Source organism: Streptomyces sp. NPDC015532 (assembly GCF_043078065.1).
Lineage (GTDB): Bacteria > Actinomycetota > Actinomycetes > Streptomycetales > Streptomycetaceae > Streptomyces.
In genome coordinates this window covers 20,747-45,232 of sequence record NZ_JBIBSY010000027.1, presented here as the reverse complement: position 1 = coordinate 45,232, position 24,486 = coordinate 20,747, and the positions used below count along the sequence as shown (strand labels likewise).

Annotated in this window: 21 protein-coding genes and 1 pseudogene; 21 read left to right on the top strand and 1 reads right to left on the bottom strand. The window is 69.6% G+C overall.

Going from position 1 to position 24,486, the window contains the following annotated elements:
* Window positions 1-60 precede the first annotated feature (60 nt).
* From ACF07B_RS41690 to ACF07B_RS41615, 16 genes are all read left to right on the top strand, one after another.
* Window positions 61-735 carry a hypothetical protein gene (locus ACF07B_RS41690; protein ID WP_392182783.1) on the top strand — a complete coding sequence of 225 codons (675 nt, stop codon included), beginning with the start codon at window positions 61-63 and terminating at the stop codon, window positions 733-735.
* Window positions 728-2,185, top strand: a complete 1,458-nt coding sequence (locus tag ACF07B_RS41685) for a peptidoglycan DD-metalloendopeptidase family protein (RefSeq protein ID WP_392182782.1) — start codon at window positions 728-730, stop codon at window positions 2,183-2,185. Before ACF07B_RS41690 ends, ACF07B_RS41685 begins: the two co-directional genes overlap by 8 nt.
* A gap of 223 nt (window positions 2,186-2,408) precedes the next feature.
* Entirely contained in the window at window positions 2,409-2,894 is a 486-nt protein-coding gene (locus ACF07B_RS41680; RefSeq protein WP_392182781.1) for a hypothetical protein, read from the top strand.
* Between the two features lie 31 nt (window positions 2,895-2,925).
* Window positions 2,926-5,412 carry an ATP/GTP-binding protein gene (locus tag ACF07B_RS41675; RefSeq protein WP_392182780.1) on the top strand — a complete coding sequence of 829 codons (2,487 nt, stop codon included), beginning with the start codon at window positions 2,926-2,928 and terminating at the stop codon, window positions 5,410-5,412.
* Window positions 5,409-6,425, top strand: coding sequence for a replication-relaxation family protein (locus ACF07B_RS41670; protein WP_024126972.1), 1,017 nt, complete (start codon window positions 5,409-5,411; stop codon window positions 6,423-6,425). Before ACF07B_RS41675 ends, ACF07B_RS41670 begins: the two co-directional genes overlap by 4 nt.
* A 34-nt stretch (window positions 6,426-6,459) precedes the next feature.
* On the top strand, window positions 6,460-7,815 hold the full coding sequence (locus ACF07B_RS41665) for a ParB N-terminal domain-containing protein (protein ID WP_392182779.1): 1,356 nt from the start codon (window positions 6,460-6,462) through the stop codon (window positions 7,813-7,815).
* Window positions 7,812-8,927, top strand: coding sequence for a DUF4417 domain-containing protein (locus ACF07B_RS41660; RefSeq protein ID WP_376265109.1), 1,116 nt, complete (start codon window positions 7,812-7,814; stop codon window positions 8,925-8,927). The genes ACF07B_RS41665 and ACF07B_RS41660 overlap by 4 nt, the downstream gene beginning before the upstream one ends.
* A 79-nt stretch (window positions 8,928-9,006) precedes the next feature.
* A complete protein-coding gene (locus ACF07B_RS41655; RefSeq protein WP_392182778.1) occupies window positions 9,007-9,408 on the top strand; it encodes a hypothetical protein in 402 nt (133 codons plus the stop codon).
* Window positions 9,408-12,035 carry a hypothetical protein gene (locus ACF07B_RS41650; protein ID WP_392182777.1) on the top strand — a complete coding sequence of 876 codons (2,628 nt, stop codon included), beginning with the start codon at window positions 9,408-9,410 and terminating at the stop codon, window positions 12,033-12,035. Before ACF07B_RS41655 ends, ACF07B_RS41650 begins: the two co-directional genes overlap by 1 nt.
* A complete protein-coding gene (locus ACF07B_RS41645; RefSeq protein ID WP_392182776.1) occupies window positions 12,035-14,302 on the top strand; it encodes a hypothetical protein in 2,268 nt (755 codons plus the stop codon). Before ACF07B_RS41650 ends, ACF07B_RS41645 begins: the two co-directional genes overlap by 1 nt.
* A gap of 14 nt (window positions 14,303-14,316) precedes the next feature.
* Window positions 14,317-14,781, top strand: coding sequence for a hypothetical protein (locus ACF07B_RS41640; RefSeq protein ID WP_392182775.1), 465 nt, complete (start codon window positions 14,317-14,319; stop codon window positions 14,779-14,781).
* Between the two features lie 162 nt (window positions 14,782-14,943).
* Window positions 14,944-15,372, top strand: a complete 429-nt coding sequence (locus ACF07B_RS41635; RefSeq protein WP_024126979.1) for a hypothetical protein — start codon at window positions 14,944-14,946, stop codon at window positions 15,370-15,372.
* 230 nt (window positions 15,373-15,602) lie between these two features.
* A complete protein-coding gene (locus ACF07B_RS41630; protein WP_190149015.1) occupies window positions 15,603-16,109 on the top strand; it encodes a hypothetical protein in 507 nt (168 codons plus the stop codon).
* A 75-nt stretch (window positions 16,110-16,184) separates the two neighbouring features.
* Window positions 16,185-16,640: a hypothetical protein gene (locus ACF07B_RS41625; protein WP_392182774.1), complete on the top strand. Its 456-nt coding sequence runs from the start codon at window positions 16,185-16,187 to the stop codon at window positions 16,638-16,640.
* Window positions 16,633-17,403, top strand: a complete 771-nt coding sequence (locus ACF07B_RS41620) for a hypothetical protein (RefSeq protein ID WP_392182773.1) — start codon at window positions 16,633-16,635, stop codon at window positions 17,401-17,403. Before ACF07B_RS41625 ends, ACF07B_RS41620 begins: the two co-directional genes overlap by 8 nt.
* Window positions 17,404-17,654: 251 nt before the next feature.
* A complete protein-coding gene (locus ACF07B_RS41615) occupies window positions 17,655-18,992 on the top strand; it encodes a hypothetical protein (protein ID WP_392182772.1) in 1,338 nt (445 codons plus the stop codon).
* Window positions 18,993-19,323: 331 nt separating this feature from the next.
* Here ACF07B_RS41615 and ACF07B_RS41610 read toward each other — a convergent pair whose 3' ends face one another.
* Window positions 19,324-20,922, bottom strand: coding sequence for an ADP-ribosylglycohydrolase family protein (locus tag ACF07B_RS41610; RefSeq protein WP_392182771.1), 1,599 nt, complete (start codon window positions 20,920-20,922; stop codon window positions 19,324-19,326).
* Between the two features lie 296 nt (window positions 20,923-21,218).
* Here ACF07B_RS41610 and ACF07B_RS41605 point away from each other — a divergent pair.
* The 5 genes and pseudogenes from ACF07B_RS41605 to ACF07B_RS41585 all read left to right on the top strand — a co-directional run.
* A pseudogene (locus tag ACF07B_RS41605) lies at window positions 21,219-21,641 on the top strand (HU family DNA-binding protein); the annotation flags it as partial.
* Window positions 21,642-21,731: 90 nt separating this feature from the next.
* Entirely contained in the window at window positions 21,732-22,547 is an 816-nt protein-coding gene (locus ACF07B_RS41600) for a hypothetical protein (protein WP_376265135.1), read from the top strand.
* A 26-nt stretch (window positions 22,548-22,573) separates the two neighbouring features.
* Window positions 22,574-23,344: a hypothetical protein gene (locus tag ACF07B_RS41595; RefSeq protein WP_392182770.1), complete on the top strand. Its 771-nt coding sequence runs from the start codon at window positions 22,574-22,576 to the stop codon at window positions 23,342-23,344.
* 183 nt (window positions 23,345-23,527) lie between these two features.
* Window positions 23,528-23,878 carry a hypothetical protein gene (locus ACF07B_RS41590; protein WP_392182769.1) on the top strand — a complete coding sequence of 117 codons (351 nt, stop codon included), beginning with the start codon at window positions 23,528-23,530 and terminating at the stop codon, window positions 23,876-23,878.
* Entirely contained in the window at window positions 23,875-24,480 is a 606-nt protein-coding gene (locus ACF07B_RS41585; protein WP_392182768.1) for a hypothetical protein, read from the top strand. Before ACF07B_RS41590 ends, ACF07B_RS41585 begins: the two co-directional genes overlap by 4 nt.
* Window positions 24,481-24,486: the final 6 nt, after the last annotated feature.

The window sequence follows — 24,486 nt, the reverse complement described above, 5'->3', positions numbered from 1 at the left end:
GGCCTGACAGGCCCCGGCCGCCCAGATCACCGCACCAGAACCACCTCACGGGGGACCCTCATGCCGAAAACCGATGTCGCGCGTGCTCGCGCCCAGCGCGGGACGATCGTGCTGTTCGCCGCTGCGGCAGTCCTGGCAGCTGTCGGCGTCGCTCTCTTCCTCGGGCTCGGTGGGAGCGATCGTCCCGCCGCCCCTGAACCTTCTGCGCGTTCGGCCGCACCCTCCGCAGCTGCCACCGGGAGCAGCTCCGGCAGCGCGCGCCCGACGACGGCCTCACCCGTAGCCGAGCCGTCCGAGTCTCCCGTCGCCTCGGAGCCGAGTTCGCTGCCCGCACCGCTGCAGGAGGCGGCCCGGGCGTTCACGACCGCGTGGGCCAGCCACGACGCCCGGCCGGGCCGGGACACCTCGTTCGACGACGCCTCCCGGCGCGCCGCCGCCTACGCCGACGGCGATCTGGCCGAGGACCTGCGCACTCACACCGGCGGCAGCGCCGGCCGGCGGCAGTGGCTGAACTGGAAGGACCGCCAGGTCCAGGTGACGGTCACCGTTCTGCGGGTGTCACTGCCGGACGGAGCTCCCGCACCGACTGAGGACTCCGCCTTCGCGCGTGTGATCTACAGGCTGACCGAGACGCCTTCCACGGGTGCCGCCACCGCGTCGGAAGAACAGGTGGCACTCAAGCTCCGCCGTGGCGCCGACGGCAGCTGGCGCGTCGCAGGGCTTCCCAATGTCTGAGCAAGGCGAGTCCAAGGCCCTGCGCAGAGTACTGATCTCGATCCTTTTGTCATGCCTGCTCGGCTTCGGCTTGGTGCTGGCTGCCGTGCTGGCGCTGACCTCGGCGATCGGTGAGGACAACACCAGCGACGCGTTGGAGAACGCGGGATTCGGGGGCGGCCTGTCGGACACCAAAGACATCCCCGACTGGCTGCGCCCGATCATCCTCAACGCAGTGCGGGACTACGGCTGCGCGGAGACCACGCCTTCGCTGATCGCCGCCCAGCTCTACCAGGAGTCCAACTTCCGCAAGAACCCGCCCGACGGCGGAGCGGGCGCGCTCGGGATCGCCCAGTTCATCCCTTCCACCTGGGCCACGCAGGGCATCGACGCCAACAAGAAGGGCGGCGCAGACCCCCTGGATCCCGAGGACGCCGTGCCGTCGATGGTGTCCTACGACTGCAAGCTCGCCGACGAGATCCGCAGCGTGCCCGGCGACGTCGTCGACAACATGCTCGCCGCGTACAACGCCGGCGGCGGCGCGGTGAAGCGGTACGGCGGGATCCCGCCGTACAAGGAGACCCGGGACTACGTCCGCGAGATCCGGGAGCGGGCGGAGAAGTGGGCCGCTCCGATGGACGGCAAGGTCTCCGGTGGTCTGGCCAAGGTTGTCGCCGGCGCCAAGGAGGCGTACAACACCCCCTACGTCCTGGGCGGCAGCTGCAAGCCCCCGTTCGTGGGCTCTACCGGCTGCGACTGCTCCAGCCTGGTCAAGTACGCCTGGAGCAAGGTCGGCGTGAACCTCCCCAGGGTCACGTACGACCAGGTCGGCATCGGCAGCAAGGTCAACTCGGCGAAGGACCTGCGCCCCGGCGACCTCATCTTCTCCGGTGGCAGCGCCTCCAGCCCGGAGCACGTCGCCATGTTCATCGGCGGCGGAGAGGTGATCGACGCACCGCACACCGGTGCCCGCGTCCGGATCGGGCCCCTCTCGTTCTGGACGGACCGAATCCTGATCATGAAGCGTCCGGACTACACCGAGCCCGATTCAGGCGGCACCTCGGGCTCATGGGTCGCCCCGGTCGCCGACGAGCACATCGGCACCGGATATGGGGTCTCGGGGTCAATGTGGTCGAGCGGCTACCACACCGGCGTGGACTTCCCGGTAGGCAAGGGAACCGCGGTTCGCGCGGTGGGCCCGGGCACCGTGGTCACGGCCGGCTGGAACTCCGCGTACGGCTACCAGGTGGTGATCAAGCACGGGGACGGCAAGTACTCGCAGTACGCGCACCAGTCCTCGCTGAATGTCTCCGTCGGCCAGAAGGTGAAGGGCGGCGACCGGATCGGATGGTCCGGCGACACGGGCAACGTCAGCGGCCCGCACCTCCACTTCGAGATACGTACCGGACCCGAGTACGGATCGGACATTGACCCGCTGGCATACCTCCGCGGTCACGGCGTGAAGATCTGACCCACGGCCGGCGTCACGCGCTCCCTGCAGGGAGCCGTGGCGCCGGCCGCCGCAACTCGGCGAAGAATTTCGGAGCGGAGTGTCACACCGAGCCGGATCCCGACACCTGTAGCAGACGAAAGGCCCGTTTGCTCTCTGGAGGTGCCGCCGTGCTCCCGACTTACCCCGTGCCCGCTCCGGCTGACGCCGCGGCGCTGCCCACCTTGCCCGCGGACGGTGGGCGATGACCACGACCGACCTCATCGACGGCGTCATCGGCTTCACCGGGGACCTTCCCGGTCACGCCGAACAGCTGGCGGACACGGTGATGGCCAACGCCTGGTGGGTCGCCATGGTCGCCCTGGCGGCCGGCGGTGTCGCTGCCGCGGTCCGCTGGGCCCTTTCCCGCGGCCCGATGTCCAAGCGAACGGCCCTGGAAGTGCTGCCGACCACAGGCTTCGACCCGAAGCCGGAAGAGGTCATCCGCTTCGGGCACCAGATGGCCCGCGCGCACAAGAGCGTGTCGCGCTGGCTCGTCTCCTCGACCCGCACCAGCGCCCTCCGCGTCCGCTTCACCTGCTCCGACGGAGCGCTGTCCATGAGGGTCGAGGGCCCGGACCGAGCGATGTCCGTGCTGCGCCACCAGGGCTACGCCCAGGTCGAAATGAGGCCCGTGGAGGCCGACGGCCGTGCTGCACGCGAACAGCCGCAGATCCGGCTCGGCTCCTGACGCCCCGACGCACACCACAGACAGGTAGATCATGACCATCGCACCAGACCCGACCGTTGCACCGCCGGTCGAGCTCGCCAAGCCGCAAGCGAACCTCCGCGACAAGCCGGCCACCCGGGAGATGCACTACGCCCGCGCGGAGCTGGCCCTGGCTCTCCCTGACCACCTCGCCCTGCGCGAAGTGCCGCTCACCCCGGACCCGCTCGAGGCCCTGGCCAACGCGGTCGCCGACGTCCGCGAGGATCTCGGCGAGGCCGCCGACGTCATGCTGGACCTCGTTCCCGTCGCCCCGAACCGGGTCAGCAGCCGCCGTCGGCGTCTGCTCGCCCAGGCCCGCCGCAACCCCTCGGACGGTCCGGCCATACCCGGCATGCCGCATCAGCGCACCAACCGGTTCGGCTTCGACCTCGGGGCCGTCATGTCCGAGATCGCCACCGAGATGAAGGGCAACCAGGGCGGCGGCGCCCGGCAGCGGCAGCACCACCAGCAGCAGCGCACCCACCGCGTCGCCGACATGAAGGCCGCGATGGGCAAGCTCGCCCCTGGCGCCGAGCCCGTCTTCTCCATGCAGCTGCTCGTCCGCACCTGTGCACGCGACGAGTACCGGGCCCGGATGCTGCTGGACCAGGTCCTCGCCGCCCTGGAGCCGTGGTCCGGCGACAACCACCTCCGGCCCGTCGGCCTCCACCTCGGTGTCACCCGCGTCCGTTCGGACCACTGGTTCTACCGGAGCAAGTTCGACCGCCGCTTCGAGACCGGGCTCTTCGTGCCGCGCCGGCACTCCTGGGTGACCGCCCAGGAGATCGCCGGCCTGCTCAAGCCGCCCACCAAGCACAACAACGCCCCCAACATCACCCGCTCGGGCGGGGTCGTGCCGCCCCCGCCGGCGGCCCTCCCGACGTGGACGGGACAGCAGGGCCTGCTCCCCCTCGGCTGGGTGTCCAAGTCCGGCGGCGGCGAGCGCCTGGCCGGCGTCCCGCTGAAGTACCTGCTGTTCGCGTTGTTCCTCGGCAAGTCCGGCTTCGGCAAGACCGAGATGTCGCTGGTGCAGGCGATCGCCCTCGCCCACAACGGGTTCGGCGTGCTCTTCCTCGACCCCCACGGCGACGGCTGGACCCGCGCGCGCCCGTACCTGGCGCACAAGGAACTGGCCGACCGGATCTGGGAGATCGACCTCACGTCCCCGGAGCTCGACAAGATGGTCGGCTCCTGGAATCCGCTGTCCATGGAGCGCCGGCGCGAGTCGGAGATCCCCGACATCGTCCAGTACATCGTCACCGGCTTCGCCGCGGCCCTGAACTGGAGCGACAGCGCCGGCCGAGCGAAGACCATCCTCACCCGGGCGGTCGAGTCCCTGGTCTACCTGTCGTGGCACGTCTGCCGCGCCGGGCGGCCCGAACTGGCACCCACCGTCTTCCAGATCCGTACGATCCTCACCGACGCCGTGTGGCGCACCAACGTGCTGCCTTACCTGCCCAAGGACATCCGGGACTTCTGGGAGAACGTCTTCCCGAGCTACAGCAAGGAAGCCGTGCCGGTCGTCACCAACATCATCGAGCGTCTGTCGTCCAGCAACGCGATCAAGGCGTTCCTCGGGTCGAGCCGGTCGACGTACGACATCCGGCACGCCATGGACACTGGCAAGATCGTCTTCGTCTGCCCCGCCGGCACCGGCGACGTCGACCGCATCATCAGCTCCCTGCTGATCTACGACCTCTTCCGCGCCGGCCTCTCACGACGAGACACCCCGCCCGACCAGCGCCGCGACTTCTACACCTTCATCGACGAGCTGACCAGCGTGGACGGCGCGTCCAAGGGCACCCTCGCCCAGATCACCGAGCAGCTGCGCAAGTACAACGTGAAGTTGCTCGCCATGACGCAGATGGCGCAGCGGCTGAGCGCCACCACCAGGCAGGGCCTGCTGCAGAATCTGTCCATCCTGTCGACGACGGCGTCCGACGTCGACGAGGCGACGCTGGTTACCCGACGGTGGGGAAAGAAGGTCTCCCCCGACACGATCGTCCAGCTCAACCGGTACAACTACGTGATGTCGGTGACGCTCGACGGCGGTACGAGCGACCCGTTCCGTGTCCGCGGTGCCTCGGTGGAGGACCTGTACGGCGACTACTTCCGGCCGCAGAACGAGGAGCGGCTGGCGCGGGCCATCGACGAGAACCTGCAGCGCCGCTCGGTGCGCGACATCCTCACCGACCTGCGCCGGCTGGACCTGAGGCTGCGCCGGTTCATCGTCACCCTCGATGTCCCGCCGGACGACGACGATCCCACCGGCGCCGATGTGCCGCCCGACGAGCCCGACTTCGACGAAGCCGCACCTGCGGATGACGAAGGCCCCGGTGGACCGACCGATGGCACGGTGTCCGCCGGTGGGCCCGCCAAGCCGCGGGTTCACGACAGCGAAGGCACCCTCATCAGCGGCGCGCAGCCGGATCCGGCTGACGAGACCCCGAACAACGTGCACCCGATCAATCCCCACCAGAACCAGTCGAGGCTCGGATGAACATGCCCCTTGCCGAATCGCCGGCGACGTCGGCGCCGACGCGCAGCTTTCACACGATCGGCCGCGAAATCCTGGAACTGCTGTACCAGCACCGGGTGCTGTCCACCCCCCAGCTGCATGTGCTGCTGACCCTGCCCGAGAAGCGGCCGGGCCGTCCCGTGTACCTGCGCTGGCAGCTTGGCGAGCTGCACCAGGCCGGGCTGGTCGACCGGATCCGGGCACAGGGACCCGGCGGCCGCGGGCGCGTCCAGAGCCTGCCGTTCCTGTGGTTCCTCACCGAAGCCGGCGCCGCGTCGGTGGAGGAGGCCGGAGAGCTGCCCTCCCGGCCCTACCGGGTGTCGCCCGAGTCGGTTGCCGGGGCCCGGCAGGCGCACACGCTCGGCGTGAACGAGGTCGGTGTTGCCTTCGTCGAGTGGGCGCGCCGCCTCGGCCACGAGTGCGGTCCGCTGGACTGGACCCCGGAGGTCGCCAACCGGATCCGTGACGGGCAGCGCCGCTTCGAGGACGACCACGTCATCAGCGACGCCATCCTCAACTACGTGCACATGGAGCGCGGTGGCCGGCGCACGATGCTCAGCTTCTTCGTGGAGTTCGACCGCGCCACGATGACCTCCGCGCGGCTCGCCGCGAAGCTCCAGGCCTACGGCCGGCTGTACGAGTACGTCCCGCAAAGTGCGGACCGCACGCGACGGACCCCGAACGCGACGCGGCCGGCGTGGATGTACAACTACCCGGTCTTCCCCCGGGTCCTGGTGATTCTCGACGCGGCGCCGCCGAAGGCCGGGGAGCCGGACCGGCGCCCGCAGCGGCTGGCCGCGCGTACCGAGGACCTCTACACCCGCGCCGCGGCGGACGTCCGTCTCAGCCGGCTCAAGGGCGACATCCACATCGGCGTCACCACCCTGCAGCAGCTCCAGGAGCACGGGCCGTTCGCCCCGATCTTCACCCCGCTGCTGAGCGGCACGCAGTCCGCCCGCCCCGCCCCTACCGACCTCTACCTCGCCACGAAGTGACCGGCCGCGCCCCGGCCCCGAAGGAAGCAGCACCATGACCAGTACCTCGCTCGAGGCTCCGCCCGACGGCGGGAGCATGATCCGGCTCACCGAGATCCTGCACCGCAGCGTCAAGCTGCGGCAGCGGCGGTTCGAGATGCTGCCGCTGCGCGGCCAGGGCGCACCCTTCACCGAGCCCCACGCCCGCAACCCCTCCGACTCCCTGCCTCCGTCCGAGCTCGCCGACCTCATCTCCTCCATGTCCGTCATCGGCCTCCTGGAGCCGGTCCTGGCCGAGGAGATCGTCGTCGACGGGAAGGCGCCGACGATCCGTCTGGTCACGGGGGAGCGCCGACTGCGTGCGATGCGCTGGGGCGCCGTCAACCGGCCGGACAACCCGCACTTCGCGGCCCTGCCCGCCGTGGTCTGCCCAGGTCCCTTGTCCGAAGAGGAGCGTCACATGTGGCGCTTCGTCGAAAATTTCGCGCGCGAGCCTCTCCGGCCCGGCGAGCAGGCCGCCGCCCTGCTGTACCAGCGGTGTGCCATCCTGGTCGGCAAGCTCCTCAAGGCCGGCAAGCCCGTGCCCCAGGAGGTCTACGCGATTCCTGACCCGGCAGAGCGGTTCTACGCCCTGGAGAAGATCCGCGGCACCGACAGCGCATGTGCCGCTCCCTGGAGCGAGGTGCTGGACCGGCTCGGGCTGCAGCTCAACGAGCGCAAGGCCGGCGAGCTCGTGCGTGCGTTCCGCGCGCTGCCGCGTGACCTCACCGAGGAGATGGACGAGGCGGCGGTCCGCTTGAACACGCGGATCAAGTTCGCCGAGCTCCGCAATGGCCGGGCGCAGGCTGCTGAGGGCATTTGGGCCGCGTTGAAGTCCTCCAAGCGGCTCCACCTGCTGCCGACCGCCGTGAACGTCGGCTTGGAGGAGCCCGAGCTTGACCCAGAAGAGATCATCACCGAAGCCGAGGAGCGTCAGGACGCGGCGAACGCCGGCCGCCGGGCGAAGCTCACCCGGGTCCTGAGCAGCTCAGAAGCTCAGGAGGAATCCGAGGACGGCGATGACGACGCCGCCCCGTCGGCATTCGGCCAGGAAGGACCGGCCGAGGTCTCGGTGGCGGTCGGTGCGTCGCAGCCGGCACCGGCGCCGGCGCCGGCGGCCGAGGCCGGCACGGCGGAGCTGTCGGCCGACGCCGCCCCCAGTCGCCCTGCCGTGGAAACCGACACGATCCGCACCGCCCTGGACGGAATCCGCAGCCTGCTGGTCGAGGTCCGAGCCGGCAAGGAGATCGCGCGATACGACCGCGGCTCCCTGCGTCTCGCCCTGCGCGAGCTCAGTACCCACCTCGACGACGTCCCCGCCGGCGACCAGACAGACCACGACGCGATGAACGAAGGAAGCGAAGCCGCATGACCAGTGTTTCCCTGCCCATCCCGACCGTCGGCGTGCCCCTGCCCGGCCGGGGCTGCGACTGCAACAGCTGCGCCTTCTACGCCGGCCCTGACGGTCGGGGAGGCCCGGCCACTGTCGAGCCGCTGTGCACCGGCCAGAACTCCGACTGCCGGTTCTGCGGGTGCGCGGCGGCCGAAGCTGACGCTCCGGCGAACGCGTGCGTGACCCGGAAGTGCCCGATCCGGTGCGGGAGCCGGACCGACATAGCCGGGTGGATGGCCGACGTCGGCGGCACCCTGACCTTTGACGACATCACCGTCGACAGCACCCTGCCCACCGGCTTGCCGTCCTTCATTCCCATGACTGACGGCAGCGCCATCACCAAGCTCGACACCAGCCTGAACTGGCCGGCCTACGGGGTCGGACTGCGGCGCGTCTTCTCCCCGGACACCCACACGCTCTACAAGCGCTTCACCGAGCAGACCGCACGCCAGGCCCTCGCCCTCGGGGAACACCAAAAGGCCGTCCTTGTCGGCTACGGCGAGGACCCCCTCGTCGAGGCCTTCTGGACCCGCCGCGAACGCGACAGGCTCGTCGAGCGAATAGCTGAGCAGGAGTGGGACCTGGTGCTCTCGTGCAACTACAGCATCTACGGCGACTGGCCCCGCACCGAGCACCTGCTGAACATGCGCCGCAGCCTGATGCTCGCCCAGGAGTTCGCCGAGGCCGGCGTGAACGTCGTACCGAACGTGTACTGGTTCCGGCTGGAAGATCTCCAGCGCTATCTCGCCTGGATCGAGGACACCCAGCCGGCGGGCATCGCCATCAACGTGCAGACCGTCCGCGACAACGCCGACTGGGACAGCTGGGAGCGGCCCGGCCTGCACTGGCTTGCCGAGCATCTGCCCGAGGACATGCCGGTCTTCCTCACTGGCCTGTCCCGAGCCAACCGCATCGCCGAGATGGCCGAGATCTTCGGTCCCCGGTTGACCCTGATCTCCCAGAACCCCCATCAGTACGCCCTGCACGGCGCGATCATGACCCCCAACGGCCGCGAGGATGTCCACGCCCGAAGCGAGGACGCCTTCGCCGCCACGGTCCAGTACATGGCCTCGCTCCTGCCGAACCGCTGAAACTTCTTCGCCCGCACTGTCACACCGGCGGCTCCTCCCACACCTGTAGCAGGTGAAAGCACCTACGGGAGGAGCCTCCATGACGACCGACACCAACCACCCTGATGCCGAGACGACGCAGACGCCGACGGCCGCTCCCGCCTGGCGCCTGTGGATCCTGCTCGTCTGGCACCCCGCGCTCGGCCTCCCGGTCGACCCCGTCGCCGTTCTCGGCCTCGACGAGGGCCAGCAGCAGTCCGCACCGGTCGTGCGCTGGGTCCCACTTGTCTACGAGGCTGCCGACCCCTGGCGAGAGCGCCTGAGCGCGCCTACGACCAGCCAGGACATCGAACGTTGGATCGCGCAGTCCGGCGGCGTGTGCGCGATTGAGCCCGTCGACGTTCCCGATGGCGCGCTCGACCTCACCCACGCCGCCGACCTCGTCCTGGATGCACTGCTCGCCGAGGTCATCCCTGCGCTCCCGCTGCGGGGTGACAGCTGATGGGCACGGGCAGCAAGTCCTCGCACGCCTCCTACGCCGTAGGGCCCACCACCGCGTCCGAGGCGGACGACGTGGTGGCCGAAGCGCCGGCGCAGCCCATGTCCGACGAGGAAGTCAAGGCCAAGGCCGACCTCCTGATGGCGATGAACCTCATGGAGGAGATCACCGACCCGCCGTTCGCCCTCGACCCCGAGGACGAAGTCCCGACGGACCCCGTCGAGCGGTACGACGCCTTCGTCGGCCAGGTCGAGCAGGCTCAGGAGGCCATCGAGAAGCTGAAGGAGGCGGGCGCTTCCGACGAGGAGATCGAGGCCCATACCAAGGCGCTGAAGGCGCAGACCCTCGCCTACCTGAACTCGCTCGACGAGGACGACCTGCGCGAGATCGCCGAGGCCAAAGGCTTCGAACACCCGGCGCTGGTGGGCCTGTCCGGCAAGGGCCAGCACCCGTTGGTTCACTGGCTCGACCCCGCGTACCCGGGCGACATCCCGTCCAAGGCGAAGATCCAGGCCGCCGCTCTCAACCGGTACAACGAGCTGCTCGCCGGCAAGACGGTCGGCGGAATGACGCTGGCTGACCTGCACGAGCTCGAGGGAACCGAGCCGCCCCTCAGCGGCGGCGCCTGGAAGGCCACGCCGGACGAGGTCGCGGCCTCCGCCCAGGCGGTGACCGCGTCGATCGAAGCCTGGAACGAGGCGAAGAAGACCTACGGGCCACAGTCTCAGGAGCAGAGGGCCGAGGCCCTGCAGGCCATGCTGGCCGCCGAGCAGAAGTTGGCGTCGGCCGACTGTCCTGAGCTCGGCGAGGACCTGGCCAAGGCCAAGGCCGAGGCCAAGGCGGTGGTCGACGAAGCTCTCCATCACACGTACGTGGCGCCGAAGGACGTCCAGCCGCTGGTGCAGGAGGCTCTCGCCTCGGGGAAGCTGAGCGAGACCGAGGCGCAGCACCTCGGTGGTCACCAGCTCGTGGCACTCATGCGGCCCTCCACGCCGGAAAGCGAAGTGGAGTCGCTGAAGGCCCTGGCGGCCAAGAGGCAGGAGCAGCTGGCGAACCTCGACGCCGGCTATGCCGCCCACGTTGCGATGGCTCCCGGTGGGGACCAGCCGCTCAACCTGCCGCCTGCGGGCGATCCGGGCGCGCCGCAGGCGATCGCCGCGTGGGCGAAGAACGCCGGTGACGTCCGGGACATGCAGACGGGCGTGAACGGCTGGTACGCCTACACCCAGCAAGGCGGTGCCAGCGACACCCCGTACGCCGAGCACCCGGCCCTCGGACCGGGGAAGTACCTCCAGCCCAACGAGATCACCAGCGACTTCAAGACGTGGGCCGGGAAGCAGAAGCTCGCCGACCTGCGCACCGTCGCGGCCGAGCTGGGGATGGACAACAACGGCAAGGCCACGCGGGCCCAGGTCCAGAACTACATCGCCGCGAGCTTCAACAAGAAGTACGACCAGCAGGCCATCAAGGACAAGGTCAACGCGGACGTCGCGAAGAAGGAAGCGGCCAAGGCCGCCAAGTCGGCAGCCGCCGTGGCACCTTCGGCGAAGTCCGATGGGGGTCTGGCCTCCGACGAGGCGGTCCAGGCCCTGGCGAGCAAGCTGCCGAAGAACGGCGCGACCGCCACGCCCAAGCCGGCCGCAACCGCAGCGAAGCCAGCGAAGGCGCCGAAGCCGGGGTCGTTCAACGCGAACATCCAGGCGCTGATGGCCGAGGTCCAGCAAGCGAAGGCGACCAGCCAGGACGTCCCGGCCTACATCGATCCCAAGGAGGTCGCCGGCTGGTCCTTCGGCGCGGGTACCAAGGTGTCGAATCTCGGCGGGACGTACGCCAAGACCGTCCATGCCGGCCCGGACGGCTCGCAGTGGATGTTCAAGGCCGACCACAACCACGGCGGGGCCCTGGGCCACACCGAGGCCGCCGCGTCCCAAGTCCTGTCGTTGGGCGGCGTGCCGGCAGTGCCGGTGTACCACCACAAGAAGGCCGACGGCACGGCCGGTTCCATCCAGCCGCTGCTCAAGGACGCCAAGCCGTTCACGTCCAGCCCGAGCCAGTGGACGCAGTCCCAGGTCGACGCGATCGTCCGGTCGCACGTGGGCTCCTGGTTCGTCGGCGAGCACGACGGTCACCAGAACAACTGGCTGGCCACGCCCTCGGGCGGCCTCGTGCAGATTGATCGCGGGCAGGCCTTCAAGCACTACGGCCTGGACAAGCTGTCGGTCGACTACGCCCCCAGCGGCGGCGGCGGCTTCACCCCGATCCACCAGAAGCTCTACCAAGCAGCCCTGGGAGGCGGCTTGGCCAAGGGCGTCAAGATCAGTCCTGCCGCCGCGCACCCGGTGATCAAGAAGTTCGAGTCCATGCCGGATGCACAGCTGCGCTCGATCCTGCACTCCACCGCGCACGAGGGCGTCAAGGCCGGCGTGGCGTGGGTGCCGCAGATGCGCAGCAAGGCGGCCAAGGCGCTGAAAGTCCCGCAGTCCCAGGTCACGCACGCCCAGATCGCCACGGCGTTCCTGGACCACGCAGTCGAGAGGAAGAACAACTTGCGTCAGAACTTCGCCGACTTCTTCGTCAAGCAGATGGGTCTGCCCTCCGGCGCCTCCCTCAAGCACGGCGGTGGTAGCTGATGGGAACCGGATCCAAGTCGAGCCACCAGAGCTACGCGGTCAGCCCCACCGCGATCGCCGAGGCACCCACCGCGCCGCCGGACATCACCGGAGCGCCGGATGCGGCCGAGGGGACCGACCTCACGGGCGCGGCCGCGGGAGGCACGGGCATCCCCGAGCTCGAGGAGCTGGAGCTCTCTCAGCTGCTTGCCGAACCTGCTCTCCCTGCGGAAGCTCCCGCTGCCGAGGACGCTCCGGCGGAGCTCGACGCGCTTCCGGGCGCCGAACCCGCACCTGAGCCTGACGTGTCCGCTACCGGACCCGAGGAGGAACTCCAGGAGGCTTCGGCCGAGCCCGAGGGCCTCGCGGCCGAGGGGGAGCTGCAGGGCAGCGCTGAGGAGGCGCCGGCGGAGGAGGCTGGACTGCTCCACGCCGACGACATCGAGGAGGTCCAGGAGGAAGAGGAGGAGACGGACCCGCCGCTGACGCCGGTGCCGGCCGCGCCCCCCGTCGGCGAGCCGACCGGCACGCCGCTCCTCGTGGGCGGGGACGACTTCATCAACTCCGAAGCCACCCTGGTCGCCTATGACTCGCCGGACGGCCCGCGGGAGGTGCTGCTCACGCACATATCCGAGGAGGCCGAGGAGAAGCTCCTCGACGCGCTGAGCATCCCGGGCACCCACATGGAGGAGATCCAGGTGGAGGAGGAGGTCAAGGAGCGCCTCGACCTCGACAAGGAGAAGAAGCTGGCCGAGCTGACCAAGACCGCGGTCAGCTCGGTGCAGCACAAGCTGAAGACCGGCTCCGAGATGTCGGATGCGTCGATCGCCAAGCACCAGGCGGCCGTCGACGCGGTGTCCGCCGTCCTGAGCGACCCGTCGATCAGCGACGACGAGAAGGCCATGGCCCAGCACTACATGGACCAGCTGAACGTCGTGAAGGACAAGATCGACAACGGCGGGTCGGTCATGCCGTGGATGGACGCCTACGAGGTGACCGAGACCAAGATGGTCACCAAGCAGATACCGGTGCCCAACGGGGAGCCGGAGCCCGGCACGCTCGCCGCGAAGGTCCGCAAGGCCAGCCGGATCAAGGCGTCCCTTGACCCGGAGACGGGCCAGTCGTCCTGGGACGGCGTCACCCGCAGCTCCGCCAACGGCACCGAGTACGAGATCGACATGGGGGACGGCTGGACCGCCGTCTACCGCCCGTACAAGGACAACGACCCGAAGCACACGGAGTTCTCGCTTCGCGGGCAGCTCGAAGTCCACGCCCCGGCCGGCGCCGGCCACGGCAAGGACCTCGTGGAGCGCCTGGAGCAACTCCACCTGATGAACAAGCCGATGACCGCGGCCGAGGGTGAGTGGACGTACCTGTCGAACAACATCCAGGCGCAGGGGCTCGGTGGGGCCGCCGGCATGCAGGCGGCCATGGACACGGCTCAGGGACTTCAGGACCTTCAGGTCCAGGAGATCGTGCACCAGCGGATGGAGACCCTCATGGGCCTCGACAGCGGGGCCCTGCAGACGGCGATGAAGCGGATCCAGTTGGAGGCCGCCCACAAGGTGCTGCCGATGAAGGTTGAGGTCGTCCGGGACGCCGTGGCCAAGGCCTCCGGATTCTCGGACGGGGCCGCACTGGCGGCCAGCCCGGGCTACGAGCCGACACCGTCGACGTCCGGCAAGTGGCTGACGTGGTCTCGCTTCGACGTGACGGGGAAGCAGGCCGAGATTCAGGGGGCGTTCAAGGGGAGGTCCCTGACCCATGGTCTCCACGGCGGTGCGCTCGCCAGTCTCCTGGGAACCGGCGTACTGGCCTCCACGGAGAAGCGGGCCGTCATGGGCATCGGCGGCGGACTCGGCATGAGCGAGCAGGCCGACAAGATGACTGGCGGCGCCAACAGCGTGTTCCTGCGGGTCAAGAAGACTCCCAGTCAGCCGAGCGGCGGCATGCTGATCTGGGACGACCCGAGCGTGCTGATGCGACGCAGTGACTACTACGCCTACAACGGCGACCACTTCGGCGCCATCAACCCCGCGCACCACAACTACAACGAGAGCGCGATCACCCGCGACCCGATGAAGATCGCGAAATTCTCCGCCGCCGGCAACGAGGTCATGTTCAGGAACGGGCTCGACCTGTTCGGAGCGGAGGCGCCCAGCCGGATCGTGTGCCACACCGCCGCGGAGCGCACCACCATCCTCGCTTCCCTCGCCTCACGTGGCATCACCCACATGGGCGGGAAGGCCGTTGAGGATGTCCTGTGCACGACCGACGACTACAGCTGACAAGGAGCGATCGAATGACACAGCAGTGGCGACAGCGATTCTCGGACCTGGTCGCGGGCAACCACAGCCACACGGGCGACCCGGTGGACGCCGGCGCGCGCCTGATCGTGTGGGACCCGGACGGGACGGAGGTCTTCCGCGCCGCCCTCGCCCGGCACCACCGGGTCGAGGACGAGGATGAGCCAGAGCAGGTTCTGTGGATCCGGCCGCTGGTCGGCGGCGAGGACAACGGCGGCGGCTACCTGTTCAATCTCAACGCCACCCGCCGGCGCTCCCTGACCTGCGCTCGCGGCACCCTTGTCGACGACGGGGTGGAGATAGACCTGACCAGTGGGCAGCGAGCACGCATCGAGCCGGCCGACGGCCCTGAGCTGGAGCAGCTGATCCACTGGGACGACTTCACCAACCGGCTCGCCCCCGACGAGGACGCCGCGCTCAAGCGCCTGGACGCCGACTCATGGCATGGACGGTACGCATGAGGGTCCCGGCGCCGGCACCGAAGAGGCGAGCAAGGGGCGTGTTGGCATGATGGCCTCGAGGCCCCGGCGGCCGCGCAGAGGAACCGGGAGGTCTCGCTGCGCCGGCCGCATGCCGACCGGCATCGACGCAAGGTCCAGACTGCGCCCGAGAGGAGGAAGCACATGGCAGATCGAGCCCACCCGGTAACGGAGCAGCGGCACGCCGAACTGCGGAGCCCGCTGCCGGAGGACGAGCGGAACCTGCCTGTCGACGTGCATTGGCTGCGCCGGCGAGCGAAGCAGTTCGCCTCCGTCTCGCAGCGAGACTTCCACCTCGTCTTGGACCTCGCGGCGTACGCGTCGATCAGCGGCATGCCGTTCCTCTCGCACTACGCAGCCCAGGTGTATCTGGGCCCGAAGAGCGCGCGGCTGAAGGTGCCGTTGATGGCCGTCAACCTCCAGCTGGTGACGACGCGCGAGGAAGCGGACCGCGCGCTGGCTCACGAGACCATGCACCTGGTCGTTCCGTCGTACGGTCACAAGGCAGCCGCGTTCGCCCGGGCCCAGCTCCTGCTCGACCAGGTCGGACAGCTCACCGCCTCGCCGGCGTAGTCCGGCGTCCACCGGCCGGCCGCGCTGCTGCTCTCCCAGGAGCAGCAGCTGGTCGGCCGTCACTTCAAGCGATGCGTTGCGTATTCGTCTTTCAATATGTATCGTGGTGCGTGTCGGACGGGGAAGACCCCGCCGGCCGGAGCCGCAGTTCGCGGCCATCGACTCCAGCCCTGGTGACCCTGACACGCGCCAGCGTGCCGATCACGGGCCTGACCCTTCTCGGAGACCCCATGCCGAGCACCATGAAGAAGCCCTTCAACTACGTCGAGAACGCAGCCGTTACGGCCGCGGTGAAGCGCGCCCGGACCGGTCAGCCCGCTCAGATCGGCCCGGACCCGGCCCTCCACAGTCAGGACGCCGAACTGCACTGGGTGGAGGCGGTGCTGCGCCACCGCCTCTCGCTGCGCTCCCTCAACCGCCCGGTCAGCATCCGCGCCAAGGACGACGACATCCATCCGCTCGTCGCGGACGGCCAGCACTTCCCCGCGGTGGCGCTGTCCATCCCCTTCGCGGACAGGACGCTGACCTTCCTCGCGAGCTACGACGACCGCCGCCGCCTCGTCTTCGACCTCCTCGCCCCGTGCGAGCGGTGCGGCGCGCCGGTTCCCGCCGAGGAAATCAACTCCCTTGAGGACCTGGGCGACTACCTCCTCCAGGCCCGCGACACGCTCGGGGGATCCCCCCGCCTCCGTACCTCCCCCGCGCACGCCGCGGGCTGCCTCGCACGCGGCGACTGATCGCGCTCCCCCCTTGCCCACTGGCGCCCCCGGCTGATGCAGCCGGGGGCGCCCTGCATGAAGCGGCACCTCACCATGACGACAGCAAAACCCGGCCCCTCCGCCGGCAAAGAACCTGTGCAGCACGAGCCGGCCCCCCAGCCCGCCCCTGACGCACACGGCCCCTTCGGCCGGGTCGTCGACGTCCGCAAAGACGCCCCGACTTCGGCGTCACCGGCGTGGGTGACGTGGCTGCTGTTCATGGTCCCGCTGTGCATCGCCGAGTTCCGGGACCTCCCGGAGTTCGAGATTGCGCGCGTCTCGGTGCGAGCCGCCGACCTGATCGCCAGCCACGGCGACGACGCGCAGTACGGCGGCCACCACCAGCGCAGTGCGCGCACCGCCATCGCCAAAGGACTCGCCGTGCTCGCGAGAGCCGACGGCGGCGTGACCGCGCTGGGAATCCACGCGTGCGTCCGCCCCCACGCCGGCTGCCCCGGCACTTCACCCACCCACTCCTCCCCTTCGAAGCACGAGGAACGAGATGTCTGAGAACAACACGACCGGCAGCACCAAGCCCAAGCGGCTCCTCACCCAGAACTCGGACCTGAGGAGGATCGGCGTATTCAACTGGACGCTTCCGGCTTTTGTGATCGAAATGCCTGACGGCAGTCATTTCAACGTCTGCCCCCAGGCGGGCGTGTGCGCCCCGTTGTGCTACGCCCGGGTCGGCACGTACCGGTTCAAGAATGTCCGCGCAGCTCACATTCGCAATCTTCTCCTCTGCCGGGACACCCCTGAAGAGTTCGAGAGGCGAATGACGGAAGAACTCGGCCACAAGCGATACGACGGAAAGTGGATTCGCTTGCATGATTCAGGTGAGTTTTTCTCCGATGAATACGTCCTCACCTGGACGCGCATCATGAGGAATTCTCCGGGAGTTCGTTTTTACTGCTACACCAAGGAAATCAGCCGCTTTCGTCGGCTGGTTGTGGACGATGCACCCGAAAATTTCCTCTGGTGCTGGAGCCTGGGCGGGCAGGAAGATCACCTCATCGACCTGAAGACCGAGCGGCACGCAGATGTTTTCCCGACCGTGGAGGCGCTGATCGCCGCCGACTACACCGACCAGACCGAATCCGACCTCCTTTCTGTTCTCAGCGAGTCCCCTCTTGTGGGAATCCCGGCCAATCGGATCCCGCACCTTCTCAAGAAGCAAGGGCAGGAGACATTCGGCAGCCTTCAGCGGGCGCGCGACAAGAAGCTCCGCGCGAAGAACTCGGGCACGGACCAGGACTTTGCCCTCGCGCACTGACCGCTCACGTGGGGGTGCCTTCGGGGAGGGGCGGATCACCGCCCCTCCCCGAAGGCGCCCCCACGGGCACTGACGTTGTCTATTAGCCAAACGTGATGTACTTTAGCGCCTGCCCCTGCACGATCGAGGGCGCCGGCGCGGAGAGGAGCCGGCGATGCCGGTCACAGCTCAAGCTCGTTCCACCCAGGCCCCCACCCTCGGGGCCACGACTACGGCCTGCGGGTTCACTGCCGGTCCGACAAGGAGTATCAGTGATTCCCGCCGACGCCGATGAACTTGTGACCTCGCAGGACATCGCGACCAAGTACAAGGTCAACGAAGCCAACGTGGCCTACTGGGTCACGCTCGAGGGCTTTCCGGAGGGATGGCCGTCCGGTCCTGGGCGAACCCTGGTCCGCGACGCTGCGCTGGTGGACGACTGGCTGCGCGAGAACCTCCCGGTCTACTGGGCGCAGGGGCAGGACTCGGACAACCCGTACGGCCTGCCTGAGGGCGGTCCGAAGGACCTGGTGAAGCTGTCGGACATCGCCGCCTGGGAGGGCAAGGCCCTCGGGCGGAAGGAACCGGTGCCCGAGGTCACCCTGCGGACGTACATTTCCCGGAAGAAGATGCCGGGGCCCGACCGCAAGCCGGGGGACGGGGAGCGGCCGGAGGTGACGGAACGCATGTGGTTCCGCGAGACGGCATACGAGTTCGTGAACCGGCCTCGTCGCATGCGCCGCCAGAAGACGTCCGAGGAGCCGGCGGTCGCTGAACTGGCCCCTGCAGCCGCCGGCGAGAGCTCGGAACGTGCTTCCACCGCGCGGACGGGGTACGTCGATGCCCAAGCCATCGCGAGCACGTACAGCGTGAGCGGTCAGACGGCCAGGGGGTGGACCCGCGTTGAGGGGTTCCCCGAGGCCGGCGAGAACGGCTACAGCGCGGCCGAGGTGGACGAGTGGGTCCGGCACAACCGCCGGCGGTCCTGGACCGCGGCCCAGCGTCGTACGGAACTGACGGGTCAGGCGTGGCCCGAGACGCCGGCAGCCGACTCCTCTGCCGACGTCCAGGTCGAGCCGGCGGATGAGTCGGTGTCCGAAGCCCGCGGTGAGCAGACGGAATTGACCGCGGAGATGATCGGCCCGCGGTATGGCGTCTCCGAGCGCACCGGGCTGCAGTGGATCAGCGTCAAGGAGAAGCGAGACGGCAAGAAGGTCATCCGCCGGGCCTTCCCGACGCCCCTGCGCACCCGTCCGCGCACGTATGCCGCGCACGCGGTCGACGCGTGGGTGAAGGAGCACCGCCCACACGTATGGGCGGCCGCCAAGGGCACCGGGCCGGCATTGGTCAACCCGCTGCCTGAGGGCGACCCCCTGGACCTGCTGGACATCTACGACTTCGCCGAGGTGCTGGGCATGGCCACCCGCGGCGAACCCCTCGCGCGCGAGACCATCCACGCCTACCACGCCCGCGGGCAGGTCCCGTTCGCCGACCGGACGGCCGGGGACGGCGGAAAGCCCCGGGTCCTTCAAGACCACTGGTACCGCCGGACTGTCTACGACTTCGTCCTCAGCCGCAGGGGGTCCGGCAACTTCGACGCCAGGGCATAGAGGGTGCGCGAGGCACGGCCGGGGGCCGGCGGGAAGCCCGCCGGCCCCCATGGCGCGCGCGACCGGGCCCCGGGCCGCGCCGCAAGCGCGTCGCCCTGCCAGGCGATCGGCCTGTCCGAAGTCTGGTTCCGGCGGGGGCCACGGGCTGCGCAGATGGCCCGGAAACGCGGAGCCCGTCGGCCATATGGCCGACGGGCTCCGGGTGCATCTGCATCTGGTCGCTGTGTCTGTCCTAACGGGGCGCTGACGAGCTGACGGCGCACCGAGAGGGGCGCGGTCTCCGCCGGAGACCGCGCCCCTGGTTTCAGCGGTGCCACGCACCGTGCCGGAATCAACCGCGCTTGCGGAAGAAGAGGCTACGGCGGGGGCGGGGCTGCGGCTGGTACGGCGGCTGCCCTGCCAGTTCGTAGACGGCGTCGTGGAGCTGCGGGTGCGCCAGGAGGGTCCAGTGCTTGCCCAGGACCGTCCAGACTTCCGTCAGGGCGGTGTGTGGGTCCGTTCCCAAGAGCGTGCTGTAGGCCGCCGCCACGGCGGGGGTGCGCGAGCGGCCCGCGACACAGTGGAGGAAGACGCGCTTCCCTTCCTTCCGGAGCCGAAGGACCTGGCGGGCCGCCTGGTCAAGGGCGTAGTGGAGGTTGGGGTTCGCGCCCTCCTTGTCGACAAGCCAGACGCGGACATGCTCAGCGTCGATCCGGGAGAAGACCGGGTCCTGCCCGATGCGGCACAGGGAGACGACGGCGTCGACCGGCGGGGTGCCGGTGAACTCGGTCATCGGGAGGTTGCCGAGGATGACCCCGGGGTCCTCCGGGTGAGCCACTGTGAAGGCCGCACCCGCATAGGCGGGAATCTTGACGCGCGGGGCCGAAGGCCAGCCGTCGCTGTCGTCGTCACCCTTGCGGGCGGTCAGGACGGCCAGACGGACGAGGTCGGGGCCGGACATCATCGGCCAGCCGTTCACCGCCCGCTGCCAGTCGAGCGGGATGGCAGAAACGCCCCAGCGCGCCCCGAGAAGGGTGCCTGCGATCGCGGCCACGGTGTCGGTGTCGTTGCCCGCGCGGACAGCCGCCTCGGTGGCGAGCTGGAAGTGCTGGGCGGGGAACGAGTCGCGCTCCGGCGCCAGGTCGGGGACGGGCGTGCGGGTGATGGCGGACCACGCGGCCTGGAGAGCGGTGACCACGTACCCGTTCCGCTCCCAGTGGTGCGGCGGGTTCGCCTCGGCCTCGTCCAGCCTCGCGTGCCAGATCTCCTGCCGGTCTGCGGGAAGGAGCGATACACCCTGGCGGACGCCGTCGAAGGTGCCTTCGAGTACGGCGATGCGGACGCCGGAGCACCACAGGATGCACGCCTCGGCGCACTCGGGGTCGGAGTGCGTGAGGGAGCTGATCATGGTGGCTGCCCTGACCATTCCCTCGACGTCGTCCAGGTAGGCGAGGGCGACGATGCCGGTCCGCATGAGGGAGCCGTTGCCCGCGCTGAACCGGGTGCGCGCGGTGTAGGCGTCGGCTGCCGCCAGCATGGCCTGTGCGGGTGTCCCCGTCTTGTGGGCCTTCGCGGCGCCGAGCACGCTGCGGGTCTGGTTCCCGATATCGCTCGCGCCGCCGTCACGCCACCGGTGGAAGTTGCGGGCGATCTGGTCGAGCGCCCCGTCGCTGGTCAGGTCGGCGCCGGTGGCGGCGACTGCGGCGATGCACACGTGCATCTGCGTGTCGTCGGAGTACTCGCCCGGCTTGTACGGGCCCAGGCCGCCGCCGATCATGGCGGGCTGCTCGTCGGCGGTCAGTCGGCGGCCGAACTCGTAGGGCACGCCCAACGCGTCTCCGCACGCGGCTCCGAGAAGGACACCGGCTGCGCGGTCAGTGGCGTGGATGCTGAGCGGGTGGGACGCCGGGATCGGGGTGGCGGCGGTGGAGTCAACGAGCTTCGTGTTCACGGGTGTTCTCCCGAGGTCATGTACCGCGTGGATGGTCTGAGGAAGGCGGTGGCGGGGAGCGCGGCATCAACTCGCCTGGCGCTCCAACCCGCTGTCGCTACGTCAGAGTGACACGGCCCCACCTCTCTCGTCAACATGACGATTAGCGTTGCGTGTTCTTTTTTTCGTGTGTACTGTGGTGGTTGTCGGAGGCGCTCGCACCACTCCGTACGACGCGCCCCGTCTCCCTTCGCGGGCCCCATGCCAGCGCCCGACGCCTGGCTCCCAAATCCCCTTACATGCACAGGAGTTCAGCCATGAACAAGGCCCAGCTCGTCGAAGCGGTCGCAGAGAAGATGGGCAGCCGTCAGCAGGCCGCCGACGCCGTCGACCACGTGCTCGACGCCATCCTCCGCGCCGTTGTCGCCGGAGAGCGCGTCTCCGTCACCGGATTCGGGGCATTCGAGAAGGTCGACCGCCCGGCCCGGTACGCCCGCAACCCGCAGACGGGTGAGCGGGTGCGGGTCAAGAAGACCTCCGTTCCCCGATTCCGCCCGGGGCAGGGCTTCAAGGACCTCGTCAGCGGCGCGAAGAAGCTGCCCAAGGGCAGCGAGGTGGCCGTGAAGAAGGCCCCGAAGGGCAGTCTCACCGGCGGCGCCGCCTCCGCCACCACGGCGAAGAAGGCGGCTGCCAAGAAGGCCGCGCCGAAGAAGCCCGCCAAGGCCATGAAGTCGCTCGCCTGATCCCCTTCGCCGGACCCCCGTCCCTCTGGCGTTTCCATCTCGACGGCCGGGCGCTGCTACGCCCGGCCGAATCGGAGAGATCCCCTGATGACCTATCTCGTGATCGACGGCGCCCGCGTCGTCTCTGCTCACCGAACTCTGGCCTCCGCCCGCTCAGGGGAGGCGCAGGGGCTCGGGCACAGCACCGAACCCGGCCCATCGGTCGGCGGCGTACCGGCCTGGTGGGCAAGGCCGCAACAGAGCGGCGCGCTGGCGGAGCTCGGCATCCTTCACACTGCCGCGACCGAGCTCGGTTTCCGCTTCGAGCTGCGCGCCTGCCAGGCGCCGGCCGGTTCCTGCACCCACCGGCCGTGCGCCACATACGCCACCTGGGCTGTCAGCCGCCGGTACGGACTCCTGAGCGAGCTGGCCGCGTTCGTGCCCCTGTCCTGGATCTGGGTCGGCCCGCGTAGCGACGACCCCCGCGGCGACGCGCCGCAGTTCCTCACCGAGGGGCGGGCCCTCGTCGACCGTCTGACGGCAGACATGCGGCAGCCTCTGCGCGCCGTCGAACAACTGCCGGATGACACCCGGACTCTGGCGGAGCGAGCCCAGTCCGCCCACGCCCGTGCCGTCACGTTTCTGGCGCGGCACTTCGGCCCCGACTCCGAAGCCGGGGGCGTCGTGGTCCGCCCGGTCCTTCACGGCCAGGACCTGCATCTGAGGCTGGACCCGTCAACTCCGGCGGACCTGGCCGTCTGCGGCACAGCGTTGCCAGGCCGCCGAGGGGATGCCACCGGCGCCGAACTGGGCGCACATCCCTGTGACCGGTGCTTCGGGCGCGCCCCCATCGTCCCGCCCCCCGTGCTCGGCGCCGCCGAGTACGAGGCGTGGATCGCGTACATCCACCAGCCCGGCTCGTGACCGGCGAATCAGGGAGGAGTCACCTCGTGTCCGAGGCTCCAGCCACCGTCCTTGCCAGCTCGTCCAAACAGCTGGCGCTTCGCCTGCTCCGCCGCAGGTCCTTCGGCGCCGGCTACCTGACGCAGGTGATCGACCTCGCCATTCGGGAGGTGCTCCCCAGCCAGTTCGACGAACCCGACGAGCGGGAAGCGGCCCTGGTCCACCAGCGGCTGACCCGCTACGCCGCGAACGGGCAGCCCGGCTCCACCGAGCTGGCCCGCGCCATGCTGGCCGTCAGGCACGCCCTGGACCTCGTGCGGCACGGGCACTACCGGGCCTCCGCCGTTCCCGAGAGCGGACCCGACACGGTCGTCTCCGCGGAACAGCTGCTCGAACTGGTCACCGAAGTCGGCCGGGACCGAGTGCTCGCGGCGCAGGGGGGAGCCCTGGTCGTCATCGCGGAGAACGAGGAGGCCAGCACCGTCTACCGACCGGTGTCCGCCACCCAGGCCCATGCCCTGCGAAGGGCCGCGCGCAGCGCCAAGGAGGAGGCGATCCGCCTCCACGAGGGTGCTGTTGAGGTGCTGCGCCCGCATGTGCGCATGGCTGACTGGAGCAAGGACGACGGGTACGGAGTCGCCGTCGACGTGGTGCGCCACGGCGTATCGGTGCAGTGGTGGCCGGCTGCGGTTCCGGAGTCCCAGGCGCTGTGGGAGCAGGGAGGAATCCGCGCGCTGTGCGTGGCGCTGCTGAGGGCCCGGTTCGCCGTGTCATGCGGGGATGAGGGAACACCCCACGCCATCGTGTTGCGTATTTAGGTTTCAATGTGTAACGTGTGGTGTCTGGTCGATCGGCCGCCCTCTCCTTCACAACCCGTACGTCGGCTTTCGCCGGCCTTGTGAGGGCGGCTGTCAGGCCGCTGCACCGCTGCGCGGCGAATCCCGCAGCCCTTCAACTCACCGCCCGGGCCACGAGCGCCCGCCTCGAACTGGGAGACCGCCATGGTCCTGAGCAGCCCCCAACCGCACCGGACGCCGCCCCTCGACTCGCTCAGGGAGCTGGTGCCGGGCGCCGAGCTCGTCAAGGTCCGCGCCAACCCGAACAACTGGAGCCAGGCCGAGCTTCTCGCCGCCTACACGTGGCCGCAGCACCAGGGCGAGCGCTTGGTCTCCTTCGGCAACGGCAACTACTCGGACGACGCGCACCACACCGCGCTGACGATCGGAGAGTTCCTCGACCAGTACCGGCAGCTCCCGGTCGTCCGATTGCTCCAGGCCAGCGAATCCGCCTACACCTTCCTGGTCGAGCTCGCCCGCCCCTCCTGGGAGCTCGCCGGTGGTGGTCCGCAGTGAGCGTCCCGGCGATTCCCGCGGCGTGCGCGCACCGTCCCACCCGTGGCGGCCTGGTCGTCCCGTACGTCTCGTTCGAGCACAACGGCCTGCCGGTCTTCGGCCGGCTTCACCCGGGTAGGCGCGCCCGGGCCTTCGAGAACAGCCTGTGTCAGATCTGCGAACGGCCGCTGGAGCGGTGGTTCTACGTGCTGCTCCGCCCGCAGGACGTGAGCGTCGGGTACGCGCCGGAACCGGCACTCCACCCGCCGTGCCTGATGTATGCGGAGAAGGCGTGCCCCATGCTCAACGGCACCAGCGCCACCTACCGTCCGGGCGGCGTCATCGCCCGGCATCCGGCGGGCCGTCCGTGCGACGACCCGGCGTGTTCCTGCCCCGTCACGGCCCCCACCGCGGAATCCCAGGTGCGTGCCGGGCGCAAGGCCGACGACTGGGACGCGTGGATGCTCTCGGCGGACCAGTACGCGCTGCGCCGGGATGACCGCGGCGGTGCCGTGGGCATTCAGCTTCCTTCCGACCCGAAGCGCATCCGCCGCGTTCGGGTGTCCCCCGAGCGAAAGCGCGCCCTCGCCCTGGTGGCGGCGCTCCAGGCGCTCGGCATCTAGCACTCC

Coding starts and splice junctions, on each gene's coding strand:
- ACF07B_RS41680 (WP_392182781.1), top strand. CDS start 2,409: ATGACCACGACCGACCTCATCGACGGCGTCATCGGCTTCACCGGGGAC.
- ACF07B_RS41625 (WP_392182774.1), top strand. CDS start 16,185: ATGACGACAGCAAAACCCGGCCCCTCCGCCGGCAAAGAACCTGTGCAG.
- ACF07B_RS41655 (WP_392182778.1), top strand. CDS start 9,007: ATGACGACCGACACCAACCACCCTGATGCCGAGACGACGCAGACGCCG.
- ACF07B_RS41645 (WP_392182776.1), top strand. CDS start 12,035: ATGGGAACCGGATCCAAGTCGAGCCACCAGAGCTACGCGGTCAGCCCC.
- ACF07B_RS41670 (WP_024126972.1), top strand. CDS start 5,409: ATGAACATGCCCCTTGCCGAATCGCCGGCGACGTCGGCGCCGACGCGC.
- ACF07B_RS41660 (WP_376265109.1), top strand. CDS start 7,812: ATGACCAGTGTTTCCCTGCCCATCCCGACCGTCGGCGTGCCCCTGCCC.
- ACF07B_RS41650 (WP_392182777.1), top strand. CDS start 9,408: ATGGGCACGGGCAGCAAGTCCTCGCACGCCTCCTACGCCGTAGGGCCC.
- ACF07B_RS41665 (WP_392182779.1), top strand. CDS start 6,460: ATGACCAGTACCTCGCTCGAGGCTCCGCCCGACGGCGGGAGCATGATC.
- ACF07B_RS41640 (WP_392182775.1), top strand. CDS start 14,317: ATGACACAGCAGTGGCGACAGCGATTCTCGGACCTGGTCGCGGGCAAC.
- ACF07B_RS41675 (WP_392182780.1), top strand. CDS start 2,926: ATGACCATCGCACCAGACCCGACCGTTGCACCGCCGGTCGAGCTCGCC.
- ACF07B_RS41635 (WP_024126979.1), top strand. CDS start 14,944: ATGGCAGATCGAGCCCACCCGGTAACGGAGCAGCGGCACGCCGAACTG.
- ACF07B_RS41630 (WP_190149015.1), top strand. CDS start 15,603: ATGCCGAGCACCATGAAGAAGCCCTTCAACTACGTCGAGAACGCAGCC.
- ACF07B_RS41690 (WP_392182783.1), top strand. CDS start 61: ATGCCGAAAACCGATGTCGCGCGTGCTCGCGCCCAGCGCGGGACGATC.
- ACF07B_RS41685 (WP_392182782.1), top strand. CDS start 728: ATGTCTGAGCAAGGCGAGTCCAAGGCCCTGCGCAGAGTACTGATCTCG.
- ACF07B_RS41620 (WP_392182773.1), top strand. CDS start 16,633: ATGTCTGAGAACAACACGACCGGCAGCACCAAGCCCAAGCGGCTCCTC.
- ACF07B_RS41590 (WP_392182769.1), top strand. CDS start 23,528: ATGGTCCTGAGCAGCCCCCAACCGCACCGGACGCCGCCCCTCGACTCG.
- ACF07B_RS41600 (WP_376265135.1), top strand. CDS start 21,732: ATGACCTATCTCGTGATCGACGGCGCCCGCGTCGTCTCTGCTCACCGA.